General features: G+C 62.4%; 18 protein-coding genes and 1 pseudogene. 10 read left to right on the top strand and 9 right to left on the bottom strand.

Going from position 1 to position 22979, the window contains the following annotated elements:
- The first annotated feature begins 28 nt into the window (after window positions 1–28).
- From FO488_RS15540 to FO488_RS15505, 8 genes and pseudogenes are all read left to right on the top strand, one after another.
- Window positions 29–2496, top strand: a pseudogene (locus tag FO488_RS15540) (molybdopterin-dependent oxidoreductase).
- Between the two features lie 53 nt (window positions 2497–2549).
- Entirely contained in the window at window positions 2550–3617 is a 1068-nt protein-coding gene (gene nuoH, locus FO488_RS15535) for an NADH-quinone oxidoreductase subunit NuoH (RefSeq protein WP_149211390.1), read from the top strand.
- Between the two features lie 43 nt (window positions 3618–3660).
- Window positions 3661–4065 carry an NADH-quinone oxidoreductase subunit NuoI gene (nuoI, locus tag FO488_RS15530; RefSeq protein WP_149211389.1) on the top strand — a complete coding sequence of 135 codons (405 nt, stop codon included), beginning with the start codon at window positions 3661–3663 and terminating at the stop codon, window positions 4063–4065.
- A 13-nt stretch (window positions 4066–4078) separates the two neighbouring features.
- A complete protein-coding gene (locus tag FO488_RS15525) occupies window positions 4079–4582 on the top strand; it encodes an NADH-quinone oxidoreductase subunit J (protein WP_149211388.1) in 504 nt (167 codons plus the stop codon).
- A 14-nt stretch (window positions 4583–4596) separates the two neighbouring features.
- Window positions 4597–4899, top strand: a complete 303-nt coding sequence (gene nuoK / locus FO488_RS15520; RefSeq protein ID WP_149211387.1) for an NADH-quinone oxidoreductase subunit NuoK — start codon at window positions 4597–4599, stop codon at window positions 4897–4899.
- Between the two features lie 63 nt (window positions 4900–4962).
- Window positions 4963–6972 carry an NADH-quinone oxidoreductase subunit L gene (gene nuoL / locus FO488_RS15515; RefSeq protein ID WP_149211386.1) on the top strand — a complete coding sequence of 670 codons (2010 nt, stop codon included), beginning with the start codon at window positions 4963–4965 and terminating at the stop codon, window positions 6970–6972.
- A gap of 36 nt (window positions 6973–7008) precedes the next feature.
- A complete protein-coding gene (locus FO488_RS15510; RefSeq protein WP_149211385.1) occupies window positions 7009–8625 on the top strand; it encodes an NADH-quinone oxidoreductase subunit M in 1617 nt (538 codons plus the stop codon).
- Between the two features lie 33 nt (window positions 8626–8658).
- Entirely contained in the window at window positions 8659–10116 is a 1458-nt protein-coding gene (locus FO488_RS15505) for an NADH-quinone oxidoreductase subunit N (protein WP_149211384.1), read from the top strand.
- Window positions 10117–10312: 196 nt separating this feature from the next.
- Here the strand turns inward: FO488_RS15505 and FO488_RS15500 are convergent, their stop codons facing one another.
- The 6 genes from FO488_RS15500 to FO488_RS15475 form a co-directional block, all read right to left on the bottom strand.
- On the bottom strand, window positions 10313–10615 hold the full coding sequence (locus tag FO488_RS15500; protein ID WP_149211383.1) for a DUF2288 domain-containing protein: 303 nt from the start codon (window positions 10613–10615) through the stop codon (window positions 10313–10315).
- Between the two features lie 72 nt (window positions 10616–10687).
- Window positions 10688–11698, bottom strand: a complete 1011-nt coding sequence (locus FO488_RS15495) for a glycosyltransferase (protein WP_240732288.1) — start codon at window positions 11696–11698, stop codon at window positions 10688–10690.
- A 5-nt stretch (window positions 11699–11703) separates the two neighbouring features.
- Window positions 11704–12459 (bottom strand): TSUP family transporter, encoded by a 756-nt coding sequence (locus FO488_RS15490; protein WP_149211381.1) that lies wholly within the window; start codon window positions 12457–12459, stop codon window positions 11704–11706.
- Between the two features lie 219 nt (window positions 12460–12678).
- Window positions 12679–13287 (bottom strand): hypothetical protein, encoded by a 609-nt coding sequence (locus FO488_RS15485; protein ID WP_149211380.1) that lies wholly within the window; start codon window positions 13285–13287, stop codon window positions 12679–12681.
- A gap of 47 nt (window positions 13288–13334) precedes the next feature.
- The gene (pal, locus tag FO488_RS15480) at window positions 13335–13919 is read right to left on the bottom strand and encodes a peptidoglycan-associated lipoprotein Pal (protein WP_149211379.1); all 585 of its coding nucleotides are present in this window, start codon (window positions 13917–13919) and stop codon (window positions 13335–13337) included.
- Window positions 13920–14101: 182 nt separating this feature from the next.
- On the bottom strand, window positions 14102–15034 hold the full coding sequence (locus FO488_RS15475; RefSeq protein ID WP_149211378.1) for a YeiH family protein: 933 nt from the start codon (window positions 15032–15034) through the stop codon (window positions 14102–14104).
- Between the two features lie 106 nt (window positions 15035–15140).
- Between FO488_RS15475 and FO488_RS15470 the strand changes: the two genes are divergently transcribed.
- Together FO488_RS15470 and FO488_RS15465 are read left to right on the top strand one after the other, a co-directional pair.
- Window positions 15141–16055, top strand: a complete 915-nt coding sequence (locus tag FO488_RS15470) for a LysR substrate-binding domain-containing protein (protein ID WP_149211377.1) — start codon at window positions 15141–15143, stop codon at window positions 16053–16055.
- Window positions 16056–16143: 88 nt separating this feature from the next.
- Window positions 16144–16635: a type II secretion system protein gene (locus tag FO488_RS15465; RefSeq protein WP_149211376.1), complete on the top strand. Its 492-nt coding sequence runs from the start codon at window positions 16144–16146 to the stop codon at window positions 16633–16635.
- Between the two features lie 177 nt (window positions 16636–16812).
- Here the strand turns inward: FO488_RS15465 and FO488_RS15460 are convergent, their stop codons facing one another.
- The 3 genes from FO488_RS15460 to FO488_RS15450 all read right to left on the bottom strand — a co-directional run bounded on the left by FO488_RS15460 (window position 16813) and on the right by FO488_RS15450 (window position 22938).
- Window positions 16813–18069 (bottom strand): hypothetical protein, encoded by a 1257-nt coding sequence (locus FO488_RS15460; protein ID WP_149211375.1) that lies wholly within the window; start codon window positions 18067–18069, stop codon window positions 16813–16815.
- 58 nt (window positions 18070–18127) lie between these two features.
- The gene (locus tag FO488_RS15455; RefSeq protein WP_168206061.1) at window positions 18128–22576 is read right to left on the bottom strand and encodes a chitobiase/beta-hexosaminidase C-terminal domain-containing protein; all 4449 of its coding nucleotides are present in this window, start codon (window positions 22574–22576) and stop codon (window positions 18128–18130) included.
- 170 nt (window positions 22577–22746) lie between these two features.
- Complete coding sequence (locus FO488_RS15450; RefSeq protein ID WP_149211373.1) at window positions 22747–22938, bottom strand: ferredoxin; 192 nt, start codon at window positions 22936–22938, stop codon at window positions 22747–22749.
- Window positions 22939–22979: the final 41 nt, after the last annotated feature.

Raw genomic sequence — 22979 nt, 5'->3', positions numbered from 1 at the left:
AGAGTCAAACTCACTGACAGAGGTTGAGATGGTAAATCTGACGATAGATGACAAGCAGGTTACGGCTCCCAAGAACTCCACCATTTACGACGCCGCAAAGATCAACGGGATCAAGATCCCGATCCTGTGCCACGACAAGAAGCTGAAACCCTTCGGCGCCTGTCGCATGTGCCTGGTGGAAGTGGAACAGATGAAGGGGCGGCAGATCCCGGCCTGCACCACGCCGGTCACCGAGGGGATGATCATCCGCACCTCGACCCCGGACATCATCAAGGCCCGCAAGATGGTGCTGGAACTGTTGCTGCTCAACCACCCCATCGACTGCCCGGTGTGCGACAAGGGGGGGACTGCGACCTGCAGAACCTGACCTATGAATACCAGGTGAATGCCAACCGCTTCAGCGACGAGAAGTTCCACCACGAGATCGACTACTCTAACCCGCTGATCGAGCGGGATATGAACCGTTGCGTGCTGTGCGGCAAGTGCGCCCGCATCTGCGACGAGATCGTCTCCTTCGGCGCCCTGACCTTCATCAGCCGCGGTATCGAAACCAAGATCGGCTGCGAGTTCGAAGGCGCGCTCAACTGCGAGTTCTGCGGCTCCTGCGTCTCCGTCTGCCCGGTCGGCTCGCTCCTGGCCCGCCCCTTCAAGTTCAAGGCGCGCTTCTGGGCCCTCACCAACAAAAAATCCGTGTGCAGCTACTGCGGCACCGGCTGCAACCTGACCCTGGGGGTCAAGGACAACAAGGTTCTGACCACGGTCTACGACGAGAACCAGGGCTTCCACAACGGCCAGCTCTGCTGCCGCGGCCGGTTCGGCTACCAGTTCATCAATTCGGACAAGCGCCTGACCACCCCCTTGGTGCGCAAGAACGGCGCCTTGGCCGAAGCGACCTGGGACGAGGCCCTGGACCTGGTCGCCGCCCGTCTGCAGGGCGCCGGCGCAGCGGCTGCCGCCCTGGCCACGCCGCGCCTGACCAACGAGGAGTTGGTGCTGTTCAAGCGGCTGATGGCGGCCGCCGGTTCGGCCAATTACGACCACTCGGCCGGCTACGCCCATGCCGCCCTGACCGAGGGCTTCGCCAGAAGCTTCGGGGCAGCGGCCTCCCCCGCGACCATTCCGGACATCCAGAAGAGCGACCTGCTCCTGGTCATCAAGACCGACAGCTACGAAACCCACCCGGTGATCGGCTTCGAGATCAACATGGCGGTCAAGAACAAGGGCGCCCGGCTGAACATCCTCTCGGACAAGCGGGGCAAGCTCTCCAAGCTGCCCGACGCCCGGACCCTGGTGCATACCCCCGGCAGCGAGATCGCCGTCATCAACGCCCTGGCCAAGACCATCCTGGATGAAAAGCTGGCCGCCGGCACCGCCGCAGCCATCCCCGGTTATGCCGACCTGGAAAAGGCGCTGGCCGGTTTCACCCCCGATGCCGTCGCCGGGCAGAGCGGCCTGAGCGCAGACGCCATCAAACAGCTTGCCGCCGACTATGCCGCGGCCGAAAAGGCGCTGATCCTCTTCCCCATCGGCAACGCCTATCCGGGGCACAACGCCGACCTGGCCAGCGCCGTGGCCAACCTGGCCATCCTGACCGGCAAGCTCGGCATGGAGGGGAGCGGCGTCCTCTGCATGGCCGAAAAGAACAACAGCCAGGGTGCCGTGGACATGGGCTTCTACGCCACCGGCGGCCTGAATGCGGGACAGATCATGGCCGGCTGCGTCAGCGGCGCGATCAAGACCCTGTTCATCGCCGGCGAGAACCCGGTGACCTCCTACCCGGACCGGGCCGCCGTCACGGCCGCCCTGGACAAGGTGGAGTTCCTGGTGGTTGCCGACCTGTTCATGACCGAGACCGCGGCCATGGCCGACGTGGTGCTGCCCGCCTGCTCCTTTGCCGAAAAGGAAGGGACCTTCACCAGCGTCGACCGGCGGGTCCAGCACATCACGCCGGCCATCGGGAAGATCGGCCAGAGCCGCACCGATTTCGAGATCTTCGGTGCCCTGATAGCCAGGCTGGGCGGGCAGGCCCCGGCCACACCGGCAGCCGTGTTCGGCGAGATTGCGGCCTCGGTCCCGGGATACGCCGGCCTGTCCTACGCCTCCCTGGGCGAGACGGGCGCCTTTGCGCCGGTGGCCGTCTCGGCCTCGTTCGTCGCCCCCACGGCCGCCGCCGTCGAGCCGGCGGCGGGCAAGCTGGCCCTGGTCACCGGCAGCGTCCTGTACCATAACGGCACCCTGTCCCAGTTCGGGGAAGGCCCCATGTATGTCTGTCCCGAAGGGTACGTGGAACTCTCCCGCGGGGATGCCGCCAGGCTGAAGATCCAGGAAAACGACCTGGTGAACGTGGCCTCCGCCTCCGGGGCGACCAGGCTGAAAGCCAGGATCACCCCGCGCATGCCCGAAGGGGTGCTGTTCAGCCCGTACCACTTCGGTGCGGCCGCCATCAACCAGGTCTGGAGCGGCGCGCCGGTCACCTGGGTGACCGTGACCAAGTAGCCTGACACCAACGTTCTCGGACTTATTTCATACTCGCAAGAAAAGAGGGACAGATGGGAATCGAGATTTTAGGACTGCCGATGATGTACTACGTCGCCATGGTCGCCAAGGTTCTTGTGGCATTTGTCTTCGTGCTCCTGACCGTGGCCTACGCCACCTACGCCGAGCGCAAGATCATCGGCCACATGCAGGTGCGCCTGGGACCGATGCGTACCGGCTGGCACGGCCTGCTGCAACCGATCGCCGACGGGGTCAAGCTCTTCTTCAAGGAAGAGATCATCCCGAGCCAGGCGAGCACCTTCGCTTTCCTTCTTGCGCCGCTGGTCGCCCTCATCCCCGCCTTCATCACCTTTGCGGTCATCCCTTTCGGCGGCGTCATCGAGGTGGGGGGGTACAAGATCCCGCTGCAGATCGCCAGCTATTTCGACACGGCCGCAGGCCGGGTCTTCGACATCAACGTCGGCGTCCTCTACATCCTGGCCATGTCCTCCCTGGGGGTGTACGGCATCGTCCTGGCCGGCTGGGCGTCCAACAGCAAGTACTCCCTCATGGGCGGCCTGCGCGCCTCGGCCCAGATGATCTCCTACGAGCTTTCGGCCGGACTGGCCATCGTGTCGGTGTTCATGCTCTCCGGCACCCTGTCCTTGAACGAGATCGTCAACCAGCAGTCGGCGTACGGCGGGTTCGGCTGGTACGCCTTCAAGCAACCCCTGGCGGCGGTCATGTTCTTCATCTGCTCCCTGGCCGAGATCAACCGCACCCCCTTCGACCTCCCGGAGGCGGAGACCGAACTGGTATCCGGCTTCTGCACCGAGTACTCCAGCATGAAGTACGCCATGTTCTTCATGGCGGAATACGCCAACATGGTGACGGTCTGCGCCCTGACCACCACCCTCTTCCTGGGCGGCTGGAACGGCCCGATGGCCACCGCCGTCCCCCTGCTCGGACCGGTCTATTTCGTGGCCAAGGTCTATTTCCTGATGTTCGTCTGCATGTGGATCCGCGCCACGCTGCCCCGCTACCGCTACGACCAGCTCATGCACCTGGGGTGGAAGGTCCTGCTGCCGCTCTCCCTGCTGAATATCGTGGCCACCGGCATCATCGGCTACTTCATAAACTAAGAGGCATACGACACCACGTAATTCCAAGAACAAGGATGGAATCATGAATCCGATTACGCCGATCATAAACGGTCTGAGAATCACCCTGGAGCACCTCTTCAAGAAGCCGGTCACCCTGCAGTACCCGACCGAGCGCCCCAAGGTCGCCGAGCGTTTCCGGGGGCTGCACGCCCTCAACGTCTCCCATGACCGGGCAAAGTGCGTGGCCTGCTATCTCTGCCCCACGGTCTGCCCGGCCAAGTGCATCACGGTCGAGGCGGGCGAGGACGCCAACCACGACAAGTACGCGGCCCGGTACGAGATCGACCTGCTGCGCTGCATCTTCTGCGGCTACTGCGTCGAGGCCTGCCCGGTGGACGCCATCAGGATGACCGACGAGTTCGAACTGGCCAACTACCACCGCTCGGACTTCGTCTATGCCAAGGAACGCCTCTTAGAAAAGAAATAAAGGAGTGAGTCGCATGGAAACCCTTTTCTTCCTCATCATCACGCTGGTGGCCATCGTGTCGGCGCTGCTGGTGATCACCTGCAAGAACCCGATCAACAGCGCCCTGGCACTGGTCATGACCTTCTTCTGCCTGGCGACCTACTACGTCATGCTGGATGCGCCGTTCATGGCCGCCGTACAGGTCATGGTGTACGCCGGTGCCATCATGGTCCTGATCGTGTTCACCATCATGCTGCTCAACATCAGGGTTGACGCAACCAAGAGGCACTCCCACAAGATCGTGCTGGGCTCCATCATCGGCTTCTTCACCCTGATCAACACCGCCTTCATCATCGTGAAGAGCCGCGTCGCCATGCCCAACGGGCCGCTGACCGGCGACATGATCCGGCAGCAGGGGCACACCGAATTGATCGGCCGCGAGATGTTCACCACCTTCCTGCTCCCCTTCGAGATCACCTCGATCCTGCTCCTGGTGGCCATCATCGGCGCGGTCATCCTGGCAAAGAAAAAACTCTAACAGAGGGCATATACATGGAAAACCTGAACAGTTACCTCATCGTGAGCGCCATCCTCTTCTCCATCGGGACCATCGGCGTGCTGACCCGCAAGAATGCCATCGTCATCTTCATGTGCGTCGAACTGATGCTCAATGCGGTCAACCTGACGTTCGTGGCGCTCTCCCGCCACCTGGGCAACCTGGACGGCCAGATCTTCGTCTTCTTCGTCATGACCGTCGCCGCCGCCGAGGCCGCCGTCGGCCTGGCCCTGATGATCGCCTTCTACAACAACCGGGAATCAATCGACGTGGAAGACATCAACCTCATGAAGTGGTAGCAGGGCCCTCGCATCGACCGGAAAGCAGACAACGTTTAACGATTGCATAATAAGGAGTCTTACATGTTTGACAACGTATGGCTGATCCCGCTCTTCCCCTTCATCGGCTTCCTGATCAACGGCCTTTTGGGGAAAAAGATCAAGAACGAAACCGTCATCGGCGGTATCGGCGCGCTTGCCGTGCTCTGCTCGTTCTTCGTTTCCTGCAAGACCATACTTGCGCTCCTGTCCTTGCCGGGTGAGGAACGGGTGGCGAATGTCAAGGTGTTCACCTGGATCACCTCCGGCAATTTCAATGCCGACATCGCCTTCCTGATCGACCCGCTCTCCTGCGTGATGATCATGATCGTCACCGGCGTCGGCTTCCTGATCCATGTCTACTCCATCGGTTACATGCACGGCGAGGAAGGGTTCTACCGCTTCTTCGCCTACCTGAACCTGTTCATGTTCTCCATGCTCCTCCTGGTGCTGGGCAACAACCTGCTCCTGATGTTCGTCGGCTGGGAGGGCGTGGGCCTCTGCTCCTACCTCTTGATCGGCTACTACTTCCACAAGAAGTCGGCCGGCGACGCCGGCAAGAAGGCCTTTGTCATGAACCGCGTCGGCGACTTCGGGTTCCTGCTGGGCACCTTCACCCTCTACTGGTACCTGGGGCAGACCCACAACGTCTGGACCATCAAGTTCACGGAACTGGCCGCCAACTCCCATCTCCTGCCCACCGGCGGCATCATCACCGTGGTCACCCTCTGCTTCTTCCTGGGGGCGACCGGCAAGTCGGCCCAGATCCCGCTCTACACCTGGCTGCCGGACGCCATGGAAGGCCCGACCCCCGTTTCCGCCCTGATCCACGCCGCCACCATGGTCACCGCCGGTGTCTACATGATCGGCCGCATGAACTACCTGTTCATCCGCTCCCCGGAAACCCTCATGGTGGTGGCCGTGATCGGCGGATGTACCGCCCTGTTCGCCGCCACCATCGGCACGGCCCAGAACGACATCAAGCGGGTCCTGGCCTATTCGACCGTTTCCCAGCTCGGCTACATGTTCCTGGCCATGGGGACCGGGGCCTTTGCCGCCGGCATCTTCCACCTCATGACCCACGCCTTCTTCAAGGCCTGCCTGTTCCTCGGTTCCGGCGCGGTGATCCACTCCATGCACCACGCCCTGCACCATGTCCACTCCCACGACGACGCTCAGGACATGCGCAACATGGGGGGGCTGAGATCCAAGATGCCGTTGACCTTCCTGACGTTTTTGCTGGCGACCATCGCCATTGCCGGCATACCGGGCTTCTCCGGCTTCTTCTCCAAGGACGAGATCCTCTGGCAGGCCTTCTCCAACCCGCACCACGGCGAGCTGAACTACCTGCTGTGGGGCATGGGCGCCGTGGCCGCCGGCCTGACCGCCTTCTACATGTTCCGCCTGGTGTTCATGACCTTCTTCGGCGAGTGCCGCATCACCCCCAAGGCCAAGGATCACCTGCACGAGTCGCCCATGGTGATCGTCATCCCCCTGATCGTGCTGGCCGCCCTGTCGGTGGTGGGCGGCTACATCGGCCTGCCCAAGGTGATCGGCGAGCTCTTCGGCGGCATCCCCAACTATTTCGAGCACTACCTGGAGCCGGTCTTCAAGTATTCGGAAGAATACCTGGCGCAGCATGCGGCCCATGGCGCCCAGCACCACAGCGCCGCCCTGGAGTGGGGCCTGATGGGGCTGTCGGTCCTGATCGCGCTCTTCGGCATCACGGTCGCATTCACCATGTACGTCAAGAACACGGAGCTGCCCAAACGGTTCGTGGCCGCGTTCCCGGCATTGCACCGCGCCGTCTACAACAAGTGGTACATCGACGAGCTGTACGACTACCTGTTCGTCAACCCCTGCAAGGCGCTGGGGCGCTTCCTCTGGAAAGGGTTCGACGTGGTGGTGGTGGACGGGGTGGTCAACGGCGTCGCCAATGTGGTGATGGCCTTCAGCGGCGTGTTCCGTTTCCTGCAGTCCGGCCTCATCTACAACTACGCCTGGTCCATGGCTTTCGGTGTGGTGGTGATCCTCGGCTACTACGTCTTCAAGTAAACGACACTTGCAATTTGCATAAAGGAGCATGAATTCATGAGTAACCACCTACTGAGCCTGACGACATTCCTGCCGATACTGGGTGTCTTGCTGCTGCTGTTCATCCCCAAGGACAGCAAGGGGGTGCTGCGGGGCGTCGCCCTGGCGGTGACCGTGGTGACCTTCCTGGTGTCGTTGCCGATCCTCACCGGCTTCCAGAGCAATGCCGAGTTCCAGTTCCTGGAGAACGCGCCCTGGATCGCCGCCGGCCCGTTCGTCATGCGCTACAGCGTGGGTATCGACGGCATCAGCCTCTGGCTCGTCATCCTGACCACCTTCATCATGCCGCTGGCCGTGCTCTCCACCTGGACCGCCGTGGAAGAAAAGGTCAAGGAGTACATGATCTGCCTGCTGCTCCTGGAAACCGGCATGCTGGGGGCCTTCATCTCCCTGGACCTGTTCCTCTTCTACATCTTCTGGGAGGTCATGCTGATTCCGATGTACTTCATCATCGGCATCTGGGGGGGCAAGAACAAGATCTACGCCGCCATCAAGTTCTTCATCTACACCATGGTCGGCTCGCTGCTCATGCTGGTTGCCCTGATCTTCCTCTACTTCAAGGGGCTGGATGCCGGCTTCAGCAACTTCGGCCTGCTGCAGTTCTTCGACCTGCGGCTTGACCCGGCGACCCAGACCTGGCTCTTTTTGGCCTTCGCCCTGGCCTTCGCCATCAAGGTCCCCATGTTCCCGCTGCACACCTGGTTGCCGGATGCCCACACCGAGGCCCCCACGGCCGGTTCGGTCATCCTGGCCGCCATCCTGCTGAAGATGGGTACCTACGGCTACGTGCGTTTTGCCATGCCGCTGTTCCCCGATGCCGCCCACCGGTTCACGCCGCTGATCGCCACCCTGGCGGTGATCGGCATCATCTACGCCGCCCTGGTGGCCATGGTGCAGGAGGACGTGAAGAAGCTGGTGGCCTACTCCTCGGTGGCTCACCTGGGGTTCGTCATGCTGGGGGTCTTTGCCTTCAATACCCAGGGGATCACCGGCGGCATGCTGCAGATGCTCAACCACGGCGTCTCCACCGGCGCGCTGTTCCTTATCGTCGGCTTCATCTATGAACGCCGGCACACCCGCCTCATCACCGATTTCGGCGGCCTCTCCAAGCAGATGCCGATCTTTGCCACCATCTTCATGATCGTGACCCTCTCCTCCATCGGTCTGCCCGGCACCAACGGCTTCGTCGGCGAATTCCTGATACTTCTGGGCTCCTTCGAAAGCGAACTGCGCTGGTGGGCGGTGATCGCTTCCAGCGGCGTGATCCTCTCGGCCGTCTACATGCTCTGGATGTTCCAGCGGGTCATGTTCGGCGAGCTGGACAATCCCAAGAACCAGACGCTCACCGACCTGAACGCCCGGGAGATCGCCATCATGGTGCCGCTCATCGCCCTGATCTTCATCATGGGCGTCTACCCCAACCCGTTCATCGAGAAGATGAACCCGGCCGTCCAGAAGCTGGTTGCCCAAACCAAGCCCCTCGGCATGTCCGCCCGACAGATGCCGGCCATGCAGGGATTACCCGCCGGGCATCCCATGGTGCCCGGGATGGCTGCGCCGCCGGCATTTGAACAGGCCGCACCGGCTGTCGCCGAACCGAATGAAGTCAAGTAACGACACGAGTCAACCGACCGGAGGATTTCCTAGATGGACATGATTACTATTCCAGCCGTCAACATGACCCCAATCCTGCCGGAGATATTCCTCTCCGTGCTTGCCATGGCCCTGCTGCTGATCAACGTCTTTGTTCCCAGCGGCCAGAAGTCCTACCTGGGGTACATCAGTTTCGTCGGCGTTCTGGCGGCGGGGGTACTGGTGGGCGCCGGCTGGGGCGCACCGGTCGAGAGTTTCAGCGGGTCGGTTGTCCAGGATAACTTCGCCACCTTCTTCAAGATGATCTTCCTGATCTCGGCCGGCCTGGCGATCCTGATCTCCGACCAGTACATGGAGCGGGAAGGGTGCAACCACGGCGAGCTCTACCCCCTGATCCTGTTCACCGTGGTGGGGATGATGCTCATGGCGGCGGGAACCGACCTGATGACCATCTTCCTGGGGCTGGAGGTCATGTCGGTGGCCCTGTACGTCCTGGCCGGCTTCAACCGCGCCAGCCTGAAATCCAACGAGGCCGGGCTCAAGTACTTCCTGCTGGGCTGCTTTTCCACCGGGTTTCTGCTCTACGGCATGGCGTTGACCTACGGTGCCACCGGCACCACCCGCATCACCAAAATCGCCGCAGTCGTGGGGCAGATGACGGTGCCTTCGGCCAATATCATGCTGCTGGCCGGCATGCTGCTGATGCTGACCGGTTTTGCCTTCAAGGTGGCGGCCGCGCCGTTCCACATGTGGACTCCCGACGTCTACGAGGGGGCCCCGACCCCCATGACCGCCTTCATGTCGGCCGGTCCCAAGGCCGCCGGCTTTGCCGCCGCCCTGCGGATCTTCCTGGTGGCCCTGCCCACCCTGCAGATCGAATGGAGCCAGCTCCTGTGGGTATTGGCCGTATTGACCATGACGGTCGGCAACATCACCGCCCTGCGCCAGGATAACATCAAGCGCATGCTGGCCTACTCGTCCATCGCCCACGCCGGCTATGCCCTGGTCGGTTTCGCCGCCGGCAACGGCACCGGCGCCGCCGGCATCCTGTTCTACATGCTCTCCTACGCCTTCATGAACATCGGCGCCTTTGCCGTGATCATCCTGATCGGCAAGAAGGGTGAAGCCAACGGCAACGTCATGGACTTCGCCGGGCTCGGCTTCAAGCACCCCGCCCTGGCGGTGGCCATGTCGGTGTTCCTCTTCTCCCTGGCCGGCATCCCCCCCACGGCCGGCTTCATCGGGAAGTTCTATCTCTTCTCCGCCGCCGTCCAGAAGGGGTATATCTGGCTGGCCGTGCTCGGCGTTCTCAACAGCGCCGCCTCGGTGTACTACTACCTGCGGGTGATGGTCTACATGTACATGAAGGAGCCGACCGAGGATTTCGAGTGGACCCGGGTCAGCGCGCCCATCGCCCTCTCCCTGCTCATTTCCGTGGCCGGTACGCTGGTCCCCGGCATCGTGCCGTCGGTGGTTCTCCAACTCGCCGAACAGGCGGTCAAGCTGATCTGATCGCCGGTTGCACGTACGCAATGAAAAGGGCGGCCCCGCACTGTGGGACCGCCCTTTTTTCATGTGTGTCGTTGCAATATACCGAATCCGTACGCCCGGAACGGCTGCCCGGTTGCGTATCGCGGCGGAGGCGGCGGCCCGCCGACAGGAGCGCGAACGGGCGCGCTCCGTCACGCCGCCGAACCGAAACGCGGCGTCAGTGGAAGGTGGGGGTCTTCTCCTGAATGAGGACGTAGGGGCTGACGATCAGCATGGCGAACTTCTTGTGGCGATTGCCGTCCCAGGCGTGAATCTGGGACTCGGACGGCTTGCCGATCATCCCGGCGCTGATCCAGTCGGCAATGACCTCCGTATCGTCGCCCGCCACCCGCAGGGCGGCGTCGGCCAGATCGAGGCTGTCGTTGACGAGAATGATGCCACCCCGCTCCAGGTGGGCGCGCAGCCAGTCCCATTCCGCCTCGTCGATGGAAAGCGCCAGCTCCTCTTTGCTCAGTTCCATTGTATGCCCTTTTCCCCGCACCTTTCGTGCACGGTAAGAGATGTGTCGTACCACCGTGATGGCTTATTTGTATCAGGCTACGCAGATAAAGTCGAGCCCTTCCCGCAGTCCCAGGGGATGGATCAGGCGCCGGAACTCCTCGCGGGCGCCGCGGACGCCGATGGCGACCAGCATTTTTTCGCCGGATAGCTGCAACTGGTGCGGGGGGATGATCGGCGCGCCGTGCAACTGGCGCCCTATTTTGCGGGGGTCCACATCGAGCCAGCGGGAGACCCCGATGCCCTCTGCCGCCAAAAGACGCTGCCAGGCGCGTCCTTCCAGCCCGGCACCGGCCATGACGACGCTCTGCTGGCGGGCCAGAAAGCCGGGCAGCAGGTGATGCAGCTTGCAGGCGCGGAAAGCGTTGGCGGCATACTCCGCTTTGGTGCGGGTCGCCCGCTCCGGGTGGTCGCGCCAGAAGAAGAGCGGCTGCGCCAGGCGCGCAAAGCGGCAGCCGGCAGCCGCCAGCCGCAGCCAGAGGTCGTAGTCCTCGGGCCAGCCGCAGTCGCGATACCCCCCCACGCCGGCCAGCAGGTCGCGACGAAGCATGACGCTGGGGTGCACGAACGGGGACTCCACGAACAGGTCGCGCATGATGGTCCCGTGGTCATGGAGCCCGTTCTGCCAGGCCTCATAGGCCACCATACCCTGCTTGATGGCCGGGCGGGGAAAGTGGCGAAAGGCACAGGCCGCAAGCCCGATCCCCGGCTCGGCATCCAGCAGGTCCGCCTGCATCTCCAGGCGCCGGGGGTGGGCGATGTCGTCCCCGTCCATGCGGGCGATGAGGGGGGCGCGGCAGGCGGCCAGCCCCTCGTTGAGCGCCGCCACCAGCCCCCCTTCCCGGCACCGCAGGGGGCGTACGCGCGGGTCGCGGCGGGCGGCCGCGGCGAGCATGGCGGGGGTCGCGTCCGTGGAACCGTCGTCCACGACGACCAGTTCCCAATCGACCATGGTCTGCCGGAAGAGCGACTCCAGGGCGGCCGTCAGGTAGCGGGCCTCGTTGCGCACCGGCATGAGAATGGAAACGCGGGGCGGCCTGCTCACGGTTCTCAATGAAAGTTCTGCCAGATGAGCTTGGCCGTGATGGCCAGGACCATGGTGACGAAGACCGGCCTGATGAAGCGCGTCCCCTTGCGCACCACCATGCGGGCGCCGATGCGGGCGCCGACGAACTGGCCGACCCCCATGATCAGCCCTTCCCGCCAGAGCACGGAGCCGCCGCAGATGAACAGGGCCAGGGACGCCACATTGCTGGTGAAGTTCATGACCTTGGTGTAGCCGGTTGCCCGGGTCATGTTGAACCCCAGACCGAGCATGAGCGCCATCACCCAGAACGACCCGGTGCCCGGTCCGAGGAAACCGTCGTAAAAGCCCAGGACAAGGCCGGCCGCAAAAAAGAACGGGCCCGGTTTCACCCGGGCGTGGATGTCCTCATACCCCAGGCGGGGGGTCAAAAGGGTGTAGAGCACAATGGCGACCAAAAGCCAGGGGATGGCGTGGCGCAACAGCGCGGGGTCGAGCATCTGCACCGTAATGGTGCCCAGGGCCGCCCCGATGGCGGTATAGGCGATCCCGGCCCGGCAATCGTCCAGGCGCACCGTGCCCGAACGGACAAAGGTCAGCATGGCGCTGCCCGAGCCGAAGCTCGCCTGGAGCTTGTTGGTGCCGAGGGCGGCCTGGGGCGGCATGCCGACGCCCAAAAGCACCGGAATCGTAATCAGTCCGCCGCCGCCGGCGATGGAATCCACCAGCCCGGCGACGAGGCCGGTGAGGAACAGGAGAGGTAGCAGGAGCAATGCAGGCATAGGGTGTCGTCTCTGGGGCTTGAAGTGGTGCAGGAACGAACGAGGCCGGCGGCATGGGTCAGGGGCGCCGGAGCGTTGTGCAAACACACATTTTCGCGATTTGACGGCGATTGTCAAGCTATTCCGCCCGCCCGGCGCTTGGGGGCGTCGGCAAAAAAAAACGGCGCACCGTGGGGTGCGCCGATAAGGCATGACAAGAAAGAGTACTGGAGGGCAGTACTAGTTGAACTGCCTGATGATATCGGGGACCGCCTGCTGCATGATCTCGGCGAGCGCCCCCTGAAACAGTTGCTGCGGCAATACGTCGCGGTCCTTGATGGCCATATCGGACAGCTTGGAGTGGTACTCGGAACGCTTGATGACCTGGCCGTCGTTCCACAGTTCCACCTTCACCACCAGGTTGCACGAGGCCTGAAGCTTGGCCAGGGAGGCCACTTCGTTCAGGGCCACGGTGACGGCGGTCAGGACGACAACCCGGCCCTGGCGATCCTGCCGCGTTGCCGTCTGGTCCACCCGGTAGCCCGCCGCGGAAAGCTCCCGTTTCATGGCGTCGGCGATCACGCTTTGGGGCGGATAGTCGCTGATCACATCGCCCCGCACGGCGCCGTCGCTATCCGTGATCTGTCCCAATACCCAGCGGATGGAGGGACTGGAGGCTCGCTGCTCCTGGTGCGCGACCTCCGTGACCAGGGTTATCTGCCCGCTGCCGCCGCGATACACGGCCAGCGGGTTGTACAGCACATCGACCTTGTGGGCGGTCGGCATGCAGCCGGCCAGCATGAGCGCCGCCATGCCGAATACCGCCGCTTTGGTTATTGCCTTGTTCATGAGACCCTCATGGCGCCCGGGACGTCACCCCCGGGCGCCGCTGCTTGTCAGGGGGTTGCGATGACGAAATCGTCACGACGGTTCTTCGCCCAGGCCGCCTCGTCATGCCCGGCCACCGCCGGCCGTTCCTTGCCGTAGCTCACGACCGACATCTTGTCGGCAGGCACGCCCAGGGTCTCCAGGTATTTCTGGGCGGCATTGGCGCGCCGTTCTCCCAGGGCCAGGTTGTATTCCGCAGAGCCGCGATCGTCGCAATTGCCTTCGATCTTGATTTTGGCATCGGAGCGCGTCTTCAGTATGGCGGCGGCGTTCTTGCTCAGGACGTCGCGGGCCGCCTGGCTCAGGTTCGCCTGGTCGAAGCCGAAGTAAATCGTCTCGAAGCTGGTCTGTTGCGCCGTCGCCTTCGCCGACTGGCTTGCGTTGGCCGTTTTCTGTTCGGCAGCTTTCTGCGGGGCCTGCTGGGCTGCGTCGGCAGCGTTCGCTTTTGTCGTCGTCGAGGTCGCGGGTTTGGCCGCCTCGGTCTTCTGAACGACCGGTTCGTCGCTCTTCACAACCTCTTTGTTGGCGCAACCGGCGATCATGATCACGGACACACAACAGGCCATCAATGCTGTTCCTACAACGGGTTTCATTGCATTTTCTCCTTTTGGAATGGTGAATGTTTCTAGTACACATTATTTTAACTGATTATATTTGCACACTAACTAATAAGTCAATCAGATATTTGCTAAAATGTGCAAGGCCGGTGGGCACGGCTGGAGGTGGTGCCGACGGTAGCGCCCGGCGCGGAGCGGGCATGACGGCTCCGGGACGTTCACGCGATCCAGCCCAGGAGGATGGCGGCGGCGCTTGCCACGGAAACCATCAGCCAGAGCGTTGCGCCTTGGACAAGGGGTTTGACGCCGGTTGCGCCGAGGACCTCCCTGGTCAGGCTGCTGCCGATGAGAAAGAGGGTGACGACCAGGCTCTGCCGGGCGAGCCCGGTGCAGGCGTGCCAGAGGCTGTCCAGTTGGGGCAGCAGGGTGCGGATGCCTGCCGCTGCCACAAAGCCGATAATAAACAGCGGGATGCCGGCCCTGCCCTCCGATTTGGCGAACCGGGCGGCAATCAGGGCGGAAGGCATGATCCAGAGCGCCCTGGTCAGTTTGACCGTGGTGCCGATTGCCAGCGCCAGGCTGCCGTATGCCGCCCCGGCCCCCACGACGCTGCTGGTGTCGTGGATGGCCAGGGCCGACCACAGTCCGAACTGCCGCTGCCCCATGCCCAGCAGATGCCCCAGGGGAGGGAAAAGGATCAGGGCCGCGGAATTGAGGGTAAAGACCGTTGCCAGGGCCACGCCGGTCTCTTCCTCCTTCGCCTTGATGACCGGCGCCATGGCGGCGATGGCGCTGCCGCCGCAAATGGCCGTGCCGAAGGTTATCAGGAGTGACGTGCGCTGCGGGGTCTTGCACAGCCTGCCGAGCAGGTATCCCGCCGCCATGGTGAAACAGATGCTGATGGCGGTGTAGACAAAGGCGTCTCTGCCCGTTGTGAGCACTTGGGAAAGGTTCATGCCGAACCCCAGTCCGACCACCGATGTTTGCAGCAGGCGCCGGCTCCAGTCCGAGGCGGCATTGCCCCACGGGTTGCCCGCCACGATGCCGAAGGCGATCCCCCCGGCCAGGGCCAGGGGGGCGCCGACAGCGGGCAGGCAGCTTGCGAAAAACAGTATCCAGAACAATATCTTCACCGTGACGCCCCCTTTCATGTGTCTCATCCTTGTGCCGTCTTCGGTGTTGCCATTCTATGGCGCGAATGTTATAAATAAAAATGAATAATAATGATAAATTTAATAAGTAATATTTATCAATCCCATGACCATATCGTTTCGACAACTGGAAATATTCGAGAAGGTCGCCCGGACGGGGCACGTCACCCGAGCGGGGGAGGAGCTTCTGCTGACCCAGTCGGCCATCAGCATGGCGGTGTCGCAGCTTGAGTCCCTTACCGGGGCTCCCCTGTTCGAACGCTCCGGCCGGAGGCTGATCCTCAACGACCGGGGCCGTCTGCTGCTTGCGGAGGCCGGCGGAATCCTCCAGGCGGTCAGGCGGCTGGAGCAGCGGCTGCAGAAAAACGGCGGGGAGTTGACCGGGGAGCTGTTGGTGGGGGGGAGCACGACCGTCGGCAACTACCTGCTGCCGGCGCTTTTGGGCGCCTTTGCCCGGATGTACCCCAAAACCAGGGTGCAGCTGCGGGTGGGGAATACCCGGCAGGTGGTCGCCTGGGTGGAGGAAGGGAAGCTGGATATCGCCTTTATTGAAGGGCCGTGCCACAGCCGCGGGGTGGTGGCCGTCCCGTGGCGCGACGACGAACTGGTGGTGGTGGCGGGGCCGGACCATGCCTGGGGCATGGAGGGGGGCGCCACGGCGGAGATGCTGGCTTCGGCCCCCTGGGTCATGCGGGAGCGGGGATCGGGGACCCGTGAAGTCTTTGAAGCGGCAATGGACGCCCTTGGGGTCAGCTATTCCATAGCGCTGGAGCTTGGCCACACCGAGGCGATCAAGAACGGCGTCGCCTCGGGGCTGGGGGTGAGCTGCCTTTCGCGCCTGGCCGTCCACCGCGAGCTTGAGCACGGCTGGCTTGTTGCGATCGACAGCCCGCTGGCGCTCACGCGTTCCCTGGCGCTCATCAGGCGCCGCGCGAGTTTCCGCACGCCGCTGGTGTCCGCGTTCCTCGATGTGGCGCAGGGGGCGTGGGATGTTGCCGGCTGTGACGGCCTGGCAACGTAGCTTTTCCGGCGGGCGGCGCCGCGGATGGGGCGCGGTTAACGTTTTGCAAACAGACCGGCGTTTGTGGTATTGTCTCCCCATGAACAACATGCTCAACCAAAAGGGTTTTACCTTCCTGGCCGCGCTGATGATTGTGGTCATCATGGGGATCATGCTCGGCCTTATGGGGCAGCCGTGGAAGACGATCATGAAGCGCGAGCGGGAGAAGGAACTGCTCTTCCGCGGCCTCCAGATCAGGAATGCCATCGGCTCCTGGAACATGTCGAAGGCGAAGGTCACGCCGCTCAATGACCTGAAGGACTTGCTGCAGGACCCGCGCGACCTTCAGAAAAAACGGCATCTGCGGCAACTCTACAAAGATCCCATGACCGGCAAGGAGTGGGCCATCATTAAAGACAAGACCGGGGCAAAGGGGATCATCGGGGTGGCGAGCACCAGTGAGGATGTGCCGCTCAAAAACTCGTTCGCGGAATACTCGGGCCTCGATGGCTTTATCGGCAAGAAGAAGTACAGCGACTGGCGCTTCGTGTACGGGACCGACCCGGGGGCGGAGCTGACGACCGTCACCGCGCCCCAGTGATGGGACGCGGTGACGGCGTGATGCGGCGGCTTTCGGCAACGCGGCGGTTCCGCCAGGGATTCCGGCATCTGGATTTGCGCGTTCCTCCCCGTGAGATGAAAAAGCCTGGGCCACGACATCCGTCGTAGCCCAGGCCAGCAAGGCCGCCCGCTTTATTCCATGGCGGCTGTTCGCGCGTTATTTCAGGATGAGAGTCAAGCCTGCAATGTCGGCACCCGCTGCATCCTTCACGGCCAAGCTGCCGCTGACTACGGAAAAGTCCGCGGCAGTTACCGCGACGCTACTGGATACATAATAGGTAAGGGCGGCAAAATCGCCGGTACCAATTCCTGCTCCCGTGGGACTCAGTATAATGCTGAAATTCATCTGCCGTTGCGGTATCAGAAAAGTCGCAACCGGTTCCGCAGCCGCCATTCCCGCCGCAGTTCCCGTGAGCAAAAGCACATCCGACAATGTTTTGCCGTTGCTATCGGCGAGAAGCGATACCAGAAGCTGGTTGTCCGCCGTATTTACCGGCAAGGCGATGGTTCCCTGGATTGCATAGATTTTGGTTCCTGCCGGCAGCGTGCCGCTGATGGCCATGGTCACTATTTGCGGTTTTTTTCCCATTCCGAGGAGCTGATCGCGTGCCGACGGGAAGTCGGCGCACAAAGGCACGGCCGTCAATGCCGATTCGTAACTGGTTATGGCGCCTGAACTCATGCTGCCGCTACTTTCCGCATCTTCCGTCTCGACTTCGAGGGAGGTGAGGACCGAGTTCAACTTGTCCTCGTCGGTGGTCCCTGACGCCGTGCTCGCCAAATTGGACAAGGCGGCCAATGCCAGGGTGTAGGCCTGTGCCTCCTGGCTGGCGTTGGCCATGGATGCGTTGTCGGGCCGTACCGGTTCCGTGCCGATGATGTCGGTGATTCTGAAGAGATCGTCCACCAGTTTGTTGGCGCCTTGCATGGCCGTCGTTGGAGTCGGTGTCGTACCGTTTTTGCTGGCCTTGTGCCAGGCCAGGTCGGTGAGCGGAGTAATTGAGGCGATCCGGTTGTTTTTGGTCGAATTGTCGACCGAATCCACCATTGCCCGCAGCGGATTGGCTGCGGTGATGGTTACGGTATGGCCGGTCGATTCATCCGTGTAGGTGCCGCTGGCCTCGAGGAGTATTGCGCCGCTGTAAGGACCGAGGGACGCATTGTACGTGCCGTCGATGTTCGTTGCCACCGGGCCCGCCAGGAGCGCTCCCTTCGCGCCGGCTGCAGTTACCGCATAGACGTATACCGTGCCGGGGTAGATGATCCCGGCAGATACCGTTCCCTTGACCACGGTGCTGGCGGCCGGGGTCCCTCCGCCACCACCGCTGCCGCCGCCGCAGCCTGCCAAACTTGCCATTATAAGGATTCCCGCCAGTACCCATCTGGAAAAATATGTTTTCATATTGTTCTCCATTGTCGGTGGTGTAGCCCGGTCCGTCCGCAGACGGACCGGGCCATGTCATTACGGAGCATCAAAAGTCGATAAGTTTTAAGTACTTTTTGATGCATACCAAGGCATCGCCCACGTCGATCCTCCCTTTGGGGCTCGGCTTGCCGTTTACCAGCGGGCTCACGTCGCTGCGGGCCTGTTCGGCTATGGTGAGCTTCAGATGTGCGGCGCTTGCCCGCAACAACTTGAGAATATCCCCTATGTCGACCTTGCCGTCGCCATCCAGGTCGCAGGTGGCGGTCGTTACGCCTTCCGCCAGGTAGATGGTATCGGTGAAGGTATAGGTATTGGGCGCCTGCCCGGCTCCCCCCAGGTCGGTGAAGCGGAAATAGACCGTCTTAAGGGCGTCGCCCGGGCTCAGGGTCCAAGGCATGGAGTCTGTCGCCGCATAGGGTACCGGCGTTGTAAACGTGACCCCGTCATTGGAGAACGACATGGTGGCCACGCCGCCGCCGATGGGGTCCTGGGCGCGGATGCTCAAGGTAACGTTCCGGGTGTTCGTGTACTGCGCTCCCCCGTTTATTTTGACCGTGGCGGTCATGTCCGGAGCGTGGGTGAAATTGTAGGTAACGCTTTTCACCGTTTCGGCGTTGCCGGCCTGATCGACGGCATAGAACTGCACCTGCACCGACTTGCCCGGATCGTTGAGGGTAATGGGTGAAATGTAGATGGGTGAGGAGATGGTCGGCACAGTGCCATTGGTGGTGTAGTAGATCGTCGCCTTCTCGTTGGCGGCCAGCGCTACCGTCACGGCACCGCTATACGTGCCGGCCGCCGGGGTTGCCGAAGTGGTCGGAGGTACGGTGTCGAGCGTAATCTGGGCAGATACGGGCGGATAGACAACGCCGAGGGCGTCGGTGAATTTCACGTACACGCTCTTCAACCCGTCGGTCGACGGAAGCGTTAACGGCACGTTTGCGGTATAGGTGGCAACGGGCGGATTGATGACGACCGGCGTTGAGTACGTCACGTTGTCGGTAGAGACGGCGTACGCGGCCACGCCAGCCGGATCACTGGCTGAGATGGCGAGGGTCACGGCGGCAGAATTGGTGAAAGCCTTGCCATTGTTAATTGCCACCTTGGCGACGAGATCGGCGGTGTGCAGCGTATAGACGACGCTATTCACCGCAGTTTCCGTATTGCCCGCTTTGTCCACGGCGAAAAACTTCACGGTCATCGTGGTCGTCGTTGTCGATGACAGCACGATAGGGACGGTGTAGATGGTTGATGCGGTTGTCGGAGTCGTGCCATCGGTGGTGAAGTAGATGGTTGCCGCCTCGTTTGCCGCGAGAGTTACGCTGACCGATCCGCCATAGGTTCCGGCCGGTGGTGTGGCCTGAGATACCGGTGGGGTGGTGTCGGTAATGATCGACACGCTGTCGGCAATGTTCCCCCCGGCGGGAATGGCCGGGTTGATGATGGTATTGCCCACTGCATCGGCGATGGTGCCGGTGATGCCGGTGATGTTCAGAGACTGGCCGGCCGGTGTGTTCTGCCCGGCCGCCACCGTGAAGGAGCCGCTGTAGCTGCTCGCACTGGCAAGTGCCCCCGTATTGAGGGTCACGCCGTTATTCAGGGCTATGGCCAGACCGGTGGAGGTAACGGCCTGACTGAACGTGACGGTTACGTTGATGCTACTGCCTGCCTTGTAGAAGCCGTTGCCCGTTGTGGATGTGGCGCCAGCTATACCCGCGGCGGCAATCGTGTAATTGAGGGTGCTGGCGACAACATTGGCGGCAACCGTCGGATCGGCGCCCATCGGTACGGCTTTAACGGTCACGGCGTAGGTGCCGGGCACCTTCGGCGGTGTCCAGGTGGCCTCGCGGTACATGGAGTATCCCAGAGCCGAATTGAGGCTCTTGATCCCCATCATGGTGACGGCGTTGTAGACCATGTTGTCCGGCTGAGTAAGCGTCACCCCCGGAGGTCCGGTCACGCTGAAATTGTATTCGTATGCGTTTGAATCGGTATAGGGGGTGAGCCCTGTCTTCGCCGCGGCGGTAAAGACTACCGGCCCCGCCGTACCCGAAGGCTGGGACACGTTGCCGGCGGTGAGGGTCACGGACGCAGCCGGGGTGGTGACGGCGAAAGGCCGCATCATGTCGTTCTCTTCATGTGAAAGGATGTGGCAGTGGAATACGTAAAGTCCGGGGATGTCGAACAATGCCTTGATCCTGGTGACTTTGCCGGGCGGTACGAAGAGGGTGTCTTTGCTGGCGCCGGTTTCGTTGGCCGCTGGCGGGTAGATGGCGCCGGTGGCGGTCGGCATGGCCGGGTTGGGGGCAACCCCGTTAAACTGGGCCTGGACGGTCGTGCCCATCATCGGCAGGTTCATCGGAGCGGCGAACGGCGTGTTGGTGGCCGGGTCGATCAGGTCCTGGCGGTTGATTACCTGGTGCGAAACCAGGTGCGGGTGCATCGGGTGGCCATCGGGGGTGAGATTGACGATGTCCCACTCCTCCGTAGCTCCCAACGGTATGAACTGGTCTATCGCGGTCATGTAATCGACGCCGTTGATCGTGAGCGAGAGCCGTCCGAACTGGTCCACGCGCTCGGCGAGGTAGAGCGTTCTCGTTGCTGTCGGCGCCAATGTGGGCACCGGTGCTGCGCGAAGCGAGACAATTGATCCGGGTGCCATCGTGTTGGGAGCCGCCGATGCCGCCACAACGTTCAGCAGCATGATTTCCGGCACGATGGTGGAGGGGAGCTGGCCGTTGGCGGCCGAAGGAGGATATTCGCCGGTAAAGGGGAACTCTGGACCCAGGTTCTGCAGGATCACCTGGGTGCCTGCCGCCACGTTGGTGAAATCGAGCAGCACATCAACCCGCTCGCCGGGCATCAACACGATGCCATTGGTCTGGTTGAAGCACTGGCCCGCCGTCATGCCGGGAGGCGCGGGGGTGGGGACAACCGTCTCCGGCGGCGCCCCGGCCGGACAGACTATGGAGGATGCGCTTCCGGTGGCTGTGGGATCATTTATCATCACCTTAACCGGTTTGGGGAGGAACCCCTGCTCGGTGCCGATCTGCCAAATGTCCAGGCCGGCTATCTGCAGCCCGGTATTCTTGTCCACCAGGCGGAGAAGGTACGTACGGGAGTCGGAACCGTTGAGCCAGCGGAAACGGTAGACGCGTTTCTCCACATCCTGCTTGGGCCACACCTGACCGTTGACCAGGATGACGTTACCCCAGTATTCGGAGGTTATTGAGGGGAAGGTCTGGGCGCCGGCCGGCGGCGTGGTGCCGGTCGGGATAATGTTGAGGGAAAAGTCGGGATTGCGGGTAAAGTACTTGACGGGGCACGCATAGACACTCGCCACCGGTGCGATGGGCGCCGCCGGGTCGCAGGGGGTGGTAGGCAGCAGTGTCGAGCCGACACCTCCCACCAGGTTCGCTGGCGCGCAGGCATACGGCGACACGGTCGCCGGGGGAGTCGCCGTGGTCGGCAGGGTCGGATCGCACGCAACGCCGGCCAACAGGAAATTCAGATCCTGAATCGGACGGTCGGGTGAGTACACCTTGCCATTGGTGTCAAAGACCCGGTCCTGGATCGCCAGCAGGTTTTCGAAGGGGTACTTGGGAAGCGTCGCCAGCCCGCCACCGGCAGGCGGCGTCTGCATGGCGATCTCGTTGGCGTCCCGGATGATGTTGAATCCCGCCAGGCCTGCGAACACGTTGAGATGGGTGAGTCCCATGGCATGGTCGTGGTACCAGACCGTAGCCGCCTCCTGGCTGTTGTCGAAGCGATAGGTGCCGGTTACGGCACCGGGGATGTGGGTATTGGGCTGCCAGTTGTGGCCGGTGCGGGCAAAGCCGGGCGTAAACCACTGATCGGGGTTGCCGTCGCTGTCGTCGGCCACGTGGGCGCCGTGGGTATGGGGCACTACCCGGTTGAAGGGGGCACAGCCCGGGGCCTTCGGCCCGCAGTCGAGGGTCGGGTCGATATTGGCCGGATGGTAAAATGGGTTCGCGTTGGGGAGTTCGTTGGTCCAGATGGTACGGTGGGGGACATTGCTCGTGACCTCAAATGTTGGCCCGGGGACACTGTGCGCGGCGGTTGGTGCCGCGGTGACGCCGTTGTCCCGCGCGTCGCCGTAGGCCCACAGGGTGTTGGGCGTCCCGGTGCAGCCGTTGTTCGCCGCGTCAAGCGGATTGTTGTAGACCACGCCGAGGCTCTGGGTTATCTCGCGCATGGAAACGGTGTACAACGTCTCGCCGCCTTGTGTGCCGTTGGGGGAGTAGATGAAGGCCGGGGCCAGGGCGTTCGGCACAGGCGTCACATACTTTTGCAGGCTGTTTGAATCGAGAATCGGGTTGTTGAACGTGTAGAGGTTTGACAACCCCGCCTGGGGGTCTGTCAGGGATGCCGGGTTGACCCCGGGAAAGATGTTGGGCGGACACTGGCCCGCATGCCCCGGTGCCCCCGAAAGGGCCAGTGCCAGTACTGACAGGCACAGAGGGGTTCGCCACATTGCTCGCATCCTGGATCTTAGTGTCTCCATACTGCCTCCTTTTGATGAGTCTTCCCCAAAGGTGACGCTGTTGCTCGCAAAACCAGGCATTTTCCTCCTTTGACAGCCTCTTGGGCTGATTGTCGGTTGCGGTGCGTAGTGTCCCGTGCACCGCTGGCCGCTAGACCGGACTATTTCCAGCTGATGCAGTTCACCGGGCACAAATCAATGGCCTGAAGCTGAATTTCGTCCTCTGGTGCGCCGTTTGGATCGAAGCATTCGGCCTTGCCGTTGTCGCTGAAATGAAATACGTCTGGAAGGTTGGTTACGCAGATCCCGCATTCGATACACAGATTCTGGTCAACAAACGCCACTCGTGCCATGAGCTTTTCTCCTTCGCGCCGCCTTGGGCTGTCGCGGTGTG

The sequence above is a fragment of the Geobacter sp. FeAm09 genome (assembly GCF_008330225.1).
Lineage (GTDB): Bacteria > Desulfobacterota > Desulfuromonadia > Geobacterales > Pseudopelobacteraceae > Oryzomonas.
This window is presented reverse-complemented; position numbering and strand designations above follow the sequence as displayed.

Excerpts from the sequence above, each read along its gene's own strand:
- nuoK (WP_149211387.1), top strand. The coding sequence starts at position 4,597 with ATGGAAAACCTGAACAGTTACCTCATCGTGAGCGCCATCCTCTTCTCC.
- FO488_RS15450 (WP_149211373.1), bottom strand. The coding sequence starts at position 22,938 with ATGGCACGAGTGGCGTTTGTTGACCAGAATCTGTGTATCGAATGCGGG.
- FO488_RS15510 (WP_149211385.1), top strand. The coding sequence starts at position 7,009 with ATGAGTAACCACCTACTGAGCCTGACGACATTCCTGCCGATACTGGGT.
- pal (WP_149211379.1), bottom strand. The coding sequence starts at position 13,919 with ATGAAACCCGTTGTAGGAACAGCATTGATGGCCTGTTGTGTGTCCGTG.
- FO488_RS15525 (WP_149211388.1), top strand. The coding sequence starts at position 4,079 with ATGGAAACCCTTTTCTTCCTCATCATCACGCTGGTGGCCATCGTGTCG.
- FO488_RS15470 (WP_149211377.1), top strand. The coding sequence starts at position 15,141 with ATGACCATATCGTTTCGACAACTGGAAATATTCGAGAAGGTCGCCCGG.
- FO488_RS15490 (WP_149211381.1), bottom strand. The coding sequence starts at position 12,459 with ATGCCTGCATTGCTCCTGCTACCTCTCCTGTTCCTCACCGGCCTCGTC.
- nuoH (WP_149211390.1), top strand. The coding sequence starts at position 2,550 with ATGGGAATCGAGATTTTAGGACTGCCGATGATGTACTACGTCGCCATG.
- FO488_RS15500 (WP_149211383.1), bottom strand. The coding sequence starts at position 10,615 with ATGGAACTGAGCAAAGAGGAGCTGGCGCTTTCCATCGACGAGGCGGAA.
- FO488_RS15465 (WP_149211376.1), top strand. The coding sequence starts at position 16,144 with ATGCTCAACCAAAAGGGTTTTACCTTCCTGGCCGCGCTGATGATTGTG.
- nuoI (WP_149211389.1), top strand. The coding sequence starts at position 3,661 with ATGAATCCGATTACGCCGATCATAAACGGTCTGAGAATCACCCTGGAG.
- FO488_RS15485 (WP_149211380.1), bottom strand. The coding sequence starts at position 13,287 with ATGAACAAGGCAATAACCAAAGCGGCGGTATTCGGCATGGCGGCGCTC.
- nuoL (WP_149211386.1), top strand. The coding sequence starts at position 4,963 with ATGTTTGACAACGTATGGCTGATCCCGCTCTTCCCCTTCATCGGCTTC.
- FO488_RS15475 (WP_149211378.1), bottom strand. The coding sequence starts at position 15,034 with ATGAAAGGGGGCGTCACGGTGAAGATATTGTTCTGGATACTGTTTTTC.
- FO488_RS15505 (WP_149211384.1), top strand. The coding sequence starts at position 8,659 with ATGGACATGATTACTATTCCAGCCGTCAACATGACCCCAATCCTGCCG.
- FO488_RS15455 (WP_168206061.1), bottom strand. The coding sequence starts at position 22,576 with ATGTGGCGAACCCCTCTGTGCCTGTCAGTACTGGCACTGGCCCTTTCG.
- FO488_RS15460 (WP_149211375.1), bottom strand. The coding sequence starts at position 18,069 with ATGGAGAACAATATGAAAACATATTTTTCCAGATGGGTACTGGCGGGA.